The sequence below is a fragment of the Streptomyces sp. NPDC054932 genome (genome assembly GCF_053610205.1).
On the sequence record NZ_JBSGXU010000111.1, the window covers coordinates 16774 to 27531 of the forward strand.

Consider the following 10758-nt stretch of genomic DNA (forward strand, 5'->3'; position numbering starts at 1 on the left):
TAAACCGCCGTAGGGGTTGCAACACCACCCCGGCCGCGTTTGTAGGCGGGGGGTTCCGGGGGCGCCCCCCCCGCAACGGCGCCGCGCCCGCCCGGTACACCGCGGGCGACCCCGCAGGGGCTACGCCCAGAGCTGGCCCTGGAGGGCCTCGATGGCTTCCTCGGTGGTCGCGGCCGTGTAGACGCCCGTCGACAGGTACTTCCAGCCGCCGTCGGCCACGACGAAGACGATGTCCGCCGATTCGCCGGCGGCCACCGCCTTGCGGCCGACGCCGATCGCAGCGTGCAGGGCGGCTCCGGTGGAGACGCCCGCGAAGATGCCCTCCTGCTGCAGCAGCTCCCGTGTCCGCGTCACCGCGTCCGCCGAGCCCACCGAGAAGCGGGTGGTGAGCACGGAGGCGTCGTAGAGCTCCGGGACGAAGCCCTCGTCGAGGTTGCGCAGCCCGTAGACGAGGTCGTCGTAGCGCGGCTCGGCCGCCACGATCTTCACGCCGGGTACGTTCTCGCGCAGGTAGCGGCCGACGCCCATGAGGGTGCCGGTGGTGCCCAGGCCCGCCACGAAGTGGGTGATCGAGGGGAGGTCGGCGAGGATCTCCGGGCCCGTGGTGGCGTAGTGGGCGCCCGCGTTGTCCGGGTTGCCGTACTGGTAGAGCATCACCCAGTCCGGGTGCTCCGCTGCCAGTTCCTTGGCCACCCGGACGGCGGTGTTGGAGCCGCCGGCGGCCGGCGACGAGATGATCTCGGCTCCCCACATGGCCAGCAGGTCACGCCGCTCCTGGCTGGTGTTCTCCGGCATCACGCACACGATGCGGTAGCCCTTGAGCTTGGCCGCCATCGCCAGCGAGATGCCGGTGTTGCCCGAGGTGGGCTCCAGGATGGTGCAGCCGGGCACCAGCCGGCCGTCCTTCTCGGCCTGCTCGACCATGTGGAGCGCGGGGCGGTCCTTGATCGAGCCGGTCGGGTTGCGGTCCTCCAGCTTCGCCCAGATGCGGACGTCGTCCGAGGGCGAGAGCCGGGGCAGCCGGACCAGCGGCGTGTTGCCGACCGCGGCCAGCGGGGAGTCGTAGCGCATTACTTCGATCCGCCGGCCACGGCCGGGAGGATGGTGACGCTGTCGCCGTCCTTGAGGGCGGTGGAGATGCCGTCGAGGAAGCGGACGTCCTCGTCGTTGAGGTAGACGTTGACGAAGCGGCGCAGCTGGCCGCCGTCGACGATGCGCTCCTCAATGCCCTTGTGGCGGGTCTCCAGGTCGGCGAAGAGGTCGGCGAGGGTCGCGCCCTCACCGGAGACGGCCTTCTCGCCTTCGGTGTAGGTGCGGAGGATGGTGGGGATGCGGACCTCGATGGCCATGGCTGTCAGTCTCCAGTCGTCTGGGAGTGCGTGAGAAGCGTGGGAAGGTGCGGCGCGCGGTTCGTCGGCCCCCCGCGCGGAAGGGCTCTGGTGCTCAGAGCGCAGGACAGATGGCGCTGGCGAGGCGGCACAGGTCGACGTGCAGCCGCGCCACGAGCAGCAGCCTGCCGGGCGTCTCGATGCTCACGTCGTGGGAAACCATGCGGTCATGTTAACGATTCCCGGTCCCCCGTTTGGAGTGTGATCCCGCATCATGGACGCCTACTGCTCACATACTGGTCAGTAGGCGTCGACGACCTGCACTTCTTCCTCGGTGATCACTCCGTCGACGATCCGGTACGAGCGGAACTGGAACTCCCCGAGGCCGTCCTTGTCCGCCGTCGAGACGAGCACGTAGTGCGCGCCGGGCTCGTTCGCGTACGTGACGTCGGTGCGCGAGGGGTACGCCTCGGTCGCGGTGTGCGAGTGGTAGACGATCACCGGGTCCTCGTCGCGGTCGTCCAGCTCGCGGTAGAGCTTCAGCAGATCCTTCGAGTCGAACTCGTAGAACGTGGGCGAGCGGGCCGCGTTGAGCATCGGGATGAACCGCTCGGGGCGGTCGGTGCCCGCCGGGCCGGCCACGACACCGCACGCCTCGTCGGGGTGGTCCTGGCGGGCGTGCTCGACGATCCGGTCGTACAGGGCCTGGGTGAGGGTCAGCATGAGCGACAGGATAAGCAGACGGGCCCTTCCGTACCGAGGAGTGGTACGGAAGGGCCCGCATGGTGGACACAAGGTCCGTGGGAGCGTGGTTCCCGGCCGCGGCAGGCGGCCGGGACCCGGTGCGGCAGGAGCTACGAGGCCTTGCTGAAGGCCGCGCCGCGCGGGTCGCGGGACTTCATGACCAGGTACGAGACGCCCAGGATCAGGCCCCACAGCGGGGCGCAGTACAGCGAGACGCGGGAGTCCTTGTCGGCGCCCATCATCACGATGACCATGCCGATGAAGAGCAGTGCGAACCAGCTCGTGTACGGGGCGCCGGGGGCGCGGAACGCGGACTGCGGCAGCTCGCCGCGGTCGGCCTTGGCCCGGTAGCGGATCTGGCAGACCAGGATCATGATCCAGGCCCACATGCCGGAGATGGTGGCGAAGGAGACGACGTAGTCGAAGGCCTTGCCCGGGGCGACGTAGTTGATCCAGACGCCCACCAGCATCAGCGCGGCGGAGAAGGTGGTGCCGATGAGCGGGGTGCCGCTCTTGGTCAGCTTGGTGAAGACCTTCGGGCCCTGGCCGTTGAGCGCGAGGTCGCGCAGCATGCGGCCGGTGGAGTACATGCCCGAGTTGCAGGAGGACAGGGCGGCGGTCAGCACGACGAAGTTGACGATCGCGGCGCCGATGCCGAGGCCCATGCGCTCGAAGGCGGCGACGAAGGGCGAGACGCCGGGCTGGAAGTGCGTCCACGGGACGACCGACAGGATCATGATGAGCGCGCCGACGTAGAAGACGGCGATGCGCCACGGCACGGTGTTGATGGCCTTGGGCAGGGTCTTCTCGGGGTCCTTGGACTCGCCGGCGGTGACGCCGACCAGTTCGACCGCGAGGAAGGCGAACATCACGATCTGCAGGGTCATCAGCGTGCCGCCGATGCCCTTGGGGAAGAAGCCGCCGTCGTTCCACAGGTTGGTGACGGTGGCGGTGTCGGCCGCGTCGGAGAAGCCGATGGTGAGGATGCCGGCGCAGATCAGGATCATGCCGACGATGGCGGTGACCTTGACCATGGAGAACCAGAACTCCAGCTCACCGAAGAGCTTCACGGAGATCAGGTTGGCGGCGTAGAGGATGACCGTGAAGATCAGCGCGTAGGCCCATTGCGGGAAGCTGTCGTGGGTCCAGTACGACATGTACTGCGCTGCCGCGGTGACCTCGGTGATGCCGGTGACCACCCAGAACAGCCAGTACGTCCAGCCGGTGACGTATCCCCAGAACGGGCCCAGGAACTCGCGGGCGTAGTCCGAGAAGGAACCGGAGACGGGCCGGTACATGAGCAGCTCGCCCAGGGCCCGCATGATGAAGAAGATGACCAGGCCTGCGATGGCGTAGGCCAGGATCAGGCTGGGGCCGGCCTTGGAGATCGCCTTGCCGGCGCCCAGGAACAGGCCGGTGCCGATGGCTCCGCCGATTGCGATCATCTGGATCTGGCGGGCGCCGAGCGTGCGGTGGTAACCCTCGCCGCCCTCGCCGCCGACGCCCTCGCCGGGCGTCTTGTCGTGCTGCTCGACCTGCACTGAGGTCATGTCTGGTGCGCCTTTCTCCACGCCGACCCGCGCCTTCATTGGCTGCGGATCGGGTCCTCGATCCCCCCGGATACGGATGGAGTTGCACGCCGGCGGTCAGCCGGTCCAAGCGGGCCGGAGGACATGGGTGGCGTCCCGTCGGCGATCGTGAAGATTTATCACGTGCTTACGGCCGCCCGAGGGGGAGAAATGTGGCGCGGGGCATCAAAAATTCACCCGAAAGGCGCCCAAATGAATCAGATCACCGTATGGCGGTGATCTGATCGTTATCCGGATTTGAGCGTCCGCTGAGCGAACAGTGTTCCCTTTTGAGGATTCTCAGAGGGTTTCGATCAAGGTTTCCTGGAGGCCGCCGAGCCAGAGGTAGGCCATCACCACCGGCTTGCGCGGGTCCTCGTCCGGCAGCCGGAACAGCATCGCGCTCTCGTCGTCCTCGGTGATGTCGAGGCGGGCCGCGATGGTCAGGCGCAGGTCATTGAGCGCGCCGAGCCAGCGCAGCGGCAGCTCGCCGGACAGCTCCAGCACCGCCGCCCCGTCGCCGGCCGGGGTGAGCCCGTTCAGACTGCGCACGACCGCCAGCGCGTCCTCGCGCTTGCGGGCGCGCAGGTCGTTCTCGGTGAAGCGGCGGAACTCCGCCGAGCGGGCCGCGAGCTCCTGCGGGTCCACCCCCTTGTCACCGGCCCCGTCCGGCGACCCGTACGCGTCGGGGAAGAGCCGGGCCAGCGCCGGGTCGGACGGGGGCTCGGAGGGGCCCTCGGCGAACAGCGCGGCGAGCGGGTCGGCGTCCTCGGCGGGCTCCGGCTCACCGGGGCCGATCAGCTCCAGCAGCTGGACCGTCAGGGTGCGCAGGATCGAGATCTCGATCTCGTCGAGCGCGATGGCGGCGCCGCCGCCCTCCATGGACTCGAAGGCGCCGCCCATCAGTTGCGGTCCTGGGAGAGGGTCGCCCACAGGCCGTAGCCGTGCATGGCCTGCACGTCGCGCTCCATTTCCTCGCGGGTGCCGCTGGAAACGACGGCCCGCCCCTTGTGATGGACATCGAGCATCAGTTTGTGTGCCACGTCCTTCGAGTAGCCGAAGTACGCCTGGAACACGTACGCCACGTAGCTCATGAGGTTGACCGGGTCGTTGTGCACCAGGGTCACCCAGGGGACGTCGGGTTCGGGGACCGCGAAGGTCTCTTCGGCGGATTCGGTGCGTTCGATCTCAACAGGAGCAACACTCACTCGTCCCATGCTGCCACCTCGGCTACGCCGGCGCCCAAACAGGGGCCGCAGGGACCGCTCCACCGGACGGTCCGCGGCCCCCGTGACGGGCCGGACGCACGACCGGCACCTACATCTCGTCACTTTGACGAAATGTGCGCTAGCATCGCAGCCATGAACCCTGCGGACCTGGGCCTGCCGGTGGACGTGCCGTCGACAGCGCTCTTCACGGACCATTACGAGCTCACGATGTTGCAGGCCGCCCTGGCCAACGGCACCGCCGACCGACGCTCGGTATTCGAGGTGTTCACCCGGCGGCTGCCCGAGGGGCGCCGCTACGGGGTGGTCGCCGGAACCGGCCGGGTGCTCGACGCGGTGGAGAACTTCCGCTTCGACGGCGCCGTGCTGGAGTTCCTGCGCGAGCGGGCCGTCGTCGACATGCGGACCCTCGACTGGCTGGCCTCGTACCGCTTCTCCGGAGACATCTGGGGCTACCCGGAGGGAGAGGTCTACTTCCCCGGCTCCCCCGTCCTGCGGGTGGAGGGCAGTTTCGCCGAGTGCGTGCTGCTGGAGACCGTGATCCTGTCGATCCTGAACCACGACTCGGCGATCGCCGCGGCCGCCTCCCGGATGTCCTCGGCGGCCGGCGACCGGCCGCTGATCGAGATGGGCGCGCGGCGCACGCACGAGCTGGCGGCCGTCGCCGCGTCGCGGGCCGCCTACGTGGGCGGCTTCACCTCGACCTCGGACCTGGCGGCCGGATTCCGGTACGGCATCCCGACGGTCGGCACCAGCGCCCACGCCTTCACCCTGGTCCACGACAGCGAGCGGGACGCCTTCACCGCGCAGGTGGCCTCGCTGGGGCGGGGCACCACCCTGCTGGTGGACACGTACGACGTGGCCGAGGCGGTCCGCACCGCCGTCGAGGTGGCCGGCACCGACCTGGGCGCGGTCCGGATCGACTCCGGCGACCTGCTGCTGGTGGCCCACCGGGTGCGGCAGCAGCTCGACGAGCTGGGCGCGACCTCGACGAAGATCGTGGTCACCTCGGACCTCGACGAGTACGCCATCGCCTCGCTGGCGGCGGCCCCGGTGGACGCGTACGGCGTGGGCACCCAGCTGGTGACCGGCAGCGGGCACCCGACGTGCTCGATGGTCTACAAGCTGGTGGCGCGGGCCACCTCGGCCGACCCCAAGGCGGCGCTGGCACCCGTGGCCAAGAAGTCCACGGGCGGCAAGACCTCGATCGGCGGCCGCAAGTGGGCGGCCCGCCGCCCGGACGCCGACGGGGTCGCGGAGGCGGAAGTCATCGGCGTGGGGCCCGTGCCCGCGGCCCTGGCCGACCACCAGCTGCTGACCCAGCTGGTCAAGGGCGGCGAGGTGATCGCCCGCGAGCCGCTGGAGGTCGTCCGCGACCGCCACCGCGCGGCCCGCGCGAGCCTGCCGCTGTCGGCGACGCAGCTCTCGCGGGGCGAGGCCGTGCTCCCGACGGAGTACGTGTAACCCCGCGTGCCGACCGCCGGGCCCCGCACCGGTCCGGCCCGCGCGGCGCCGCTGCGGGGACTCCCTCGCCGTAGGGGTCCCGGGCGGCGCCCCCGTTTCGGGAAGGGGCGGGGTGGGGGAAGAGCCCCCCGCAGGGCCCGCCGCAGCACACCATCGAGCCGAAGGGCACGCGAAATGCACCGCGCACTGATCGTCGTCGACGTACAGAACGACTTCTGCGAGGGCGGCAGCCTCGCGGTCACCGGCGGGGCCGACGTCGCCGCCGCCGTCACCGAATACATCGGGCAGGCGACGCCCGCGTACCGGCACGTCGTCGCCACCCGCGACCACCACGTCGACCCGGGGTCGCACTTCGCGCACCCGCCGGCCGAGCCGGACTACGAGACGTCCTGGCCCGTCCACTGCGTCGCCGGGACCGAGGGCGTGGGCTTCCACCCGAACTTCGCCCCCGCCGTGGCCTCGGGAGCCGTCTCCGCCGTCTTCGACAAGGGTGCGTACGAGGCCGCGTACAGCGGATTCGAGGGCGCCGACGAGAACGGGGCGGGGCTCGGCCAGTGGCTGCGGGACCGGCACGTCACCGAGGTGGACGTGGTCGGCATCGCCACCGACCACTGCGTGAAGGCCACCGCCCTCGACGCCGCCCGCGCCGGCTTCGGCACCCGCGTCCTGCTGGACCTGACGGCCGCCGTGGCCCCGCACACGACCGCACGCGCCCTGGACGAGCTCCGTGCGGCCGGCGTGACCCTCGTGGGCGGCGGGACGGGCCCGACGGCTCCCTAGGTCGTGTCCGCTCCCTAGGTGCCCAGCAGGGCCCGGATGGGGTGCCAGAGCTCCTGCGCGCGGTCCGGTGCGCCGCGCCACAGCAGGCCGTCCGGGTGGTGCAGGACGGCCGTGACCTCGTCCGGCGTCGGCGGGTGCGCGTTGCCCCGCAGGTACACCGCCCGCATCCCGAGGTTCCGCAGCCTGGTCAGGGCGCGGGCCCGGTTCGCGGCGTGCACCAGCACGCGGACATTTCCACCCTCACCGGACGGCCTCGGCAGTGTGAGCGCAACCACCACACTGCCGCCCGGCAATCTGACGAAACCTCCACCTGGCACGGCTGTCATCTCCCCCGTCAATAAGAAACTCGTACCGGGCATCTAAACGCGATCGGCCGCCGCCCGCTAGAGGGCGACGGCCGATCATGCTTTGACCTGCGGTTTTACCGAATTACTTCGAGGACGGACCCACCTCGACGGTCATGACCTCACCGTCGTAGGTCTCCTTCAGGATCTTGATCTTGGTGTTGGTGTCAGTGACCTTCACCGATCCGGTCGGGTTCTCGTCGTAGTAGTACTTGCCCTTGCGGTCGTCGAAGACCAGGTTCGCGGGCTTCGGCTTCAGGAACAGCGACTCGCCGTTCTTGTGCAGCGTGAACGCGTCCGTGGAGTACGCGCTGAAGGTGGCGTCGTACGGCTGGATCTTGTTGCGCAGCAGGGTGCCGTCCGCCCACTTCATGGGCTTGGCGTTGGCGTCGATCGGCAGGATCAGGCCCTGGCCCGGGTGGACGCTGGTGTTGTTGTCCTTCTGGCTGGTGTCCCACTGCCAGATGAGCAGACCGTCCTGGTACGGGTAGTGCTCGACCCAGTCCGGCTTGGTGTTGCCGAAGCCGAAGTTGTACGGGCCCACCTTGAGGGTGGAGTCGTACGACACGTAGCGGCGGTTCTCGGCCAGGTAGTACTGCGCGTACTCCTTGGAGAAGCCGCCACCGATGCGCGAGAAGCCCTTGCCGGTCCAGCCGTTGTCGCCGTTCTCGGCGCCGTCGGTGAACAGCGCGGAGCCGTCCGCGGTGATGGTGAGGGCGTCGGCCGTGAAGCCCTTGCCGCCCGCGCCGCCGTCCGTCTGGTAGCGGAAGCGGAGGTCGACCTTCTTGCCCGCGTAGGCGTCGAGCGGGAAGTTCAGGTTCTTCCAGGCGCCCGAGACACCGGTGAGCGACGGGCTGCCGGAGGCGTCGGCCGGGATGGCCGTGCCGTCGGCGGTGCCGGCGAGGGCGGTCCAGTTGGCGCCGCCGTCCGTGGACACCTCGGTGTAGAGGTAGTCGTAGTCGGCCTCGATGTCCCACCAGCCCTTGAGGGACAGGGCGGCGGACTTCTTGCCCGTCAGGTCGACGGAGCGGGTCAGGGTGTTCTTGAGGTCGTCACCCATGTTGCTCCACCACTGGGTGGAACCCTCGGCGGGCGCGACGACGTCCGTCTGGACCTTCTTCTTCGGCAGCTCGACGACCAGGGCCTGCTTGTCCTTGGTGTTGAACTCCGCCACGCCCAGCTTGTGGGTGGACTTCGTCGCGGCCTTGGCCGTGTCGTAGTTCAGCCAGCCCAGCTGGAGCTTGTCCCAGGCGGTCATGTCGCCCGGGAGGTCGCCGATGGAGTCCTTGCCCTTGCCGAGCCAGGAACCGGCCGACATCAGGGACCAGAAGCCGACGCCGTTCTCGCCGCCACCGGAGGTGTCGTAGAGGTCGGGCAGACCGAGGTCGTGGCCGTACTCGTGCGCGAAGACACCGAGGCCGCCGTTCTCGGGCTGCATCGTGTAGTCGCCGACCCAGATGCCGGAGTTGCCGATCTGGGTGCCGCCGGCCTTGTTGTTGTCCGGGCCGGTCTTGCCCGCGGCGGTGCCGTAGGCGTACCAGCGGTGCGCCCACAGGGCGTCGGGGCCCTGCACGCCGCCACCGGCCGACTCGTCCTCGCCCGCGTGGACGATCTGGAAGTGGTCGATGTAGCCGTCGGGCTCGTTGAAGTTGCCGTCGCCGTCGAAGTCGTAGCGGTCCCAGAGGTCGTACTGGGCCAGCTTCGCCTTGATCTCGGCGTCGGTCTTCCCGGCCTTCTTCTGGGCCTCGACCCACGCCGTGACGCCGTCCTTGACGGTGTCCCAGACGTTGGAGCAGTTGCTCTGGCCGCAGAAGTTGGAGCCGTAACGGGCCTCGTTGTACGGGACCTTGACCCAGTCGGCGACCTCGCCCTCGACCGAGTAGCGGCCCGAGGAGGTCTTCTCGTAGTAGGTCTTCAGCGAGTCCTTGCCCTGACCCGTGGCGAAGTACAGGTCCTGGAAGTACTCACGGCTGAAGTCCTTGCGCCAGGCCGTGCTGTTGTCCTTGGCGCGGTCCGGCTGGGCGATCGTGTTGTGCAGCGGACCGGGGGTGCCGCCGTACTTCGGAACGGCCGGCTTCGGGCCGGGGCCGTCCGGGTCGTGCATGGTGGTGCTGTCGACCTGGTCGCCGAACTCGACGAGGATCGTGAAGATCTTGTCGGTCTTCTCGCGGCCGAGCTCGACGTACTTCTTGTCGTCGAGCTTGACGACCTTGGAGGCGCCGCGCTGCTCGACGCCCTTCTTGCCCTGGAGCACCTGGTCCAGCGCGGCCTTGCGCTGCTGGGCCTGCTGCTCGCTGAACGGGCCCTTCAGGTCGTGCTCGACGACCTTGGCAGGACTGGTCGGGTCCTGCCGGTCGGCCACCGGAGCGGCCTGACCCTTACCGTCGGCCTGGGCCGCGGTGACGGTGAAGAAAGTGGCGCTTGTCGCACAAGCAGCCATGGTCACGGTGACAGCGGCAGCACGTATCGCACGCCGTCTGGCGGAATTGCTGGTCACTTGATGTCGTTCCCCTCCCGCGGCCGCAACGTAGGTCGGAACTTCTCCATAGGAGCGGGGGGTTCCGCGCGGCGCGCGTCTCAAGTGACGACATTTGACCGGAGAGACGCAAGAAAAGACAGACCTTGACTTGACCCTTACAACTGCACTATGCGGTCAGGGAGTTCCGCTATCCGGACGTTCCACAGCCATACGGGGCGAACGGCCCTTCCCGACCCCGTCGCGGGTCCGTCCCGTCCCCCTTTCTCCCTCTGCTGCCACCCGGAAAATGATCCCGTGCGCCCCCCATGCTCCGGCACCGTGTGTTAGGTCACGCTTACCGGCGGTCCGACTCGGGCATCTCCCGTCATAGAGTCACTTGACGCGCGAACTGGTTGAGCCGACTCCCCCTCCCCTCCCTGAGGACGGATATCGCCATGCCGCGTCCGACTGCCGCTCAGCTCGCTTACGGGTCCGCCACGGTCATCGTGTCGACGATCGCCATGCTGCTGCTCTCGCAGACGAGCACCGGGCTCGGCGTCGCGGTCATCTCCGCCGCCGCGCTCGCCCTGGGTCTGCTCGTCGCCCTCACCGTGCCCGTCCCGCGGCGCCGTGGCCGCCATGCGGCGCGTACGGGCGCCCCCACGGCCGCCGGGGCCCCCGCGGAGCGGGAGGGCGCGACAGGGGCCGCCCGGGTGCCCGAGCCCCGGACGGCCGCGGCCGAACACCGCGTGCACCACTGACCTTTCACGCCCGGCGCGTTCACGCCCGACGCGGCGCGGGCGGCCTCCCCGGCGGGTCGGCCGCCCGCGTCGCGGGGCGTTCTGC

Annotated in this window: 12 protein-coding genes; 3 read left to right on the forward strand and 9 right to left on the reverse strand. The window is 69.5% G+C overall.

Annotation, left to right across the window (positions count from 1 at the left end):
- Positions 1 to 120: 120 nt before the first annotated feature.
- The 7 genes from ACWGE1_RS26145 to clpS all read right to left on the reverse strand — a co-directional run bounded on the left by ACWGE1_RS26145 (position 121) and on the right by clpS (position 4857).
- Positions 121 to 1071, reverse strand: coding sequence for a PLP-dependent cysteine synthase family protein (locus ACWGE1_RS26145; protein ID WP_453422918.1), 951 nt, complete (start codon positions 1069 to 1071; stop codon positions 121 to 123).
- Positions 1071 to 1349 carry a MoaD/ThiS family protein gene (locus ACWGE1_RS26150; RefSeq protein WP_030010597.1) on the reverse strand — a complete coding sequence of 93 codons (279 nt, stop codon included), beginning with the start codon at positions 1347 to 1349 and terminating at the stop codon, positions 1071 to 1073. The genes ACWGE1_RS26145 and ACWGE1_RS26150 overlap by 1 nt, the downstream gene beginning before the upstream one ends.
- Before the next feature lie 94 nt (positions 1350 to 1443).
- Complete coding sequence (locus ACWGE1_RS26155; RefSeq protein WP_314252769.1) at positions 1444 to 1551, reverse strand: putative leader peptide; 108 nt, start codon at positions 1549 to 1551, stop codon at positions 1444 to 1446.
- A 77-nt stretch (positions 1552 to 1628) separates the two neighbouring features.
- The gene (locus ACWGE1_RS26160) at positions 1629 to 2051 is read right to left on the reverse strand and encodes a Mov34/MPN/PAD-1 family protein (protein ID WP_453422919.1); all 423 of its coding nucleotides are present in this window, start codon (positions 2049 to 2051) and stop codon (positions 1629 to 1631) included.
- A gap of 131 nt (positions 2052 to 2182) precedes the next feature.
- Positions 2183 to 3622, reverse strand: coding sequence for an amino acid permease (locus ACWGE1_RS26165; RefSeq protein WP_453422920.1), 1440 nt, complete (start codon positions 3620 to 3622; stop codon positions 2183 to 2185).
- 318 nt (positions 3623 to 3940) lie between these two features.
- Complete coding sequence (locus ACWGE1_RS26170) at positions 3941 to 4543, reverse strand: DUF2017 domain-containing protein (RefSeq protein ID WP_453422921.1); 603 nt, start codon at positions 4541 to 4543, stop codon at positions 3941 to 3943.
- Entirely contained in the window at positions 4543 to 4857 is a 315-nt protein-coding gene (clpS, locus tag ACWGE1_RS26175) for an ATP-dependent Clp protease adapter ClpS (protein WP_030010601.1), read from the reverse strand. The genes ACWGE1_RS26170 and clpS overlap by 1 nt, the downstream gene beginning before the upstream one ends.
- Before the next feature lie 144 nt (positions 4858 to 5001).
- On the opposite strand from clpS, the gene ACWGE1_RS26180 reads away from it, so the two are divergent.
- Both ACWGE1_RS26180 and ACWGE1_RS26185 read left to right on the forward strand, forming a co-directional pair.
- Entirely contained in the window at positions 5002 to 6330 is a 1329-nt protein-coding gene (locus ACWGE1_RS26180; protein ID WP_453422922.1) for a nicotinate phosphoribosyltransferase, read from the forward strand.
- 174 nt (positions 6331 to 6504) lie between these two features.
- Positions 6505 to 7110 (forward strand): isochorismatase family protein, encoded by a 606-nt coding sequence (locus ACWGE1_RS26185; RefSeq protein WP_453422923.1) that lies wholly within the window; start codon positions 6505 to 6507, stop codon positions 7108 to 7110.
- A gap of 14 nt (positions 7111 to 7124) precedes the next feature.
- Here the strand turns inward: ACWGE1_RS26185 and ACWGE1_RS26190 are convergent, their stop codons facing one another.
- Together ACWGE1_RS26190 and ACWGE1_RS26195 are read right to left on the reverse strand one after the other, a co-directional pair.
- Entirely contained in the window at positions 7125 to 7427 is a 303-nt protein-coding gene (locus ACWGE1_RS26190) for a hypothetical protein (protein ID WP_033226620.1), read from the reverse strand.
- 112 nt (positions 7428 to 7539) lie between these two features.
- Positions 7540 to 9894, reverse strand: coding sequence for an immune inhibitor A domain-containing protein (locus ACWGE1_RS26195; RefSeq protein ID WP_453422924.1), 2355 nt, complete (start codon positions 9892 to 9894; stop codon positions 7540 to 7542).
- A 473-nt stretch (positions 9895 to 10367) separates the two neighbouring features.
- Here ACWGE1_RS26195 and ACWGE1_RS26200 point away from each other — a divergent pair, with 473 nt between their 5' ends.
- On the forward strand, positions 10368 to 10673 hold the full coding sequence (locus tag ACWGE1_RS26200) for a hypothetical protein (protein WP_453422925.1): 306 nt from the start codon (positions 10368 to 10370) through the stop codon (positions 10671 to 10673).
- The last annotated feature ends 85 nt before the right edge of the window (positions 10674 to 10758 follow it).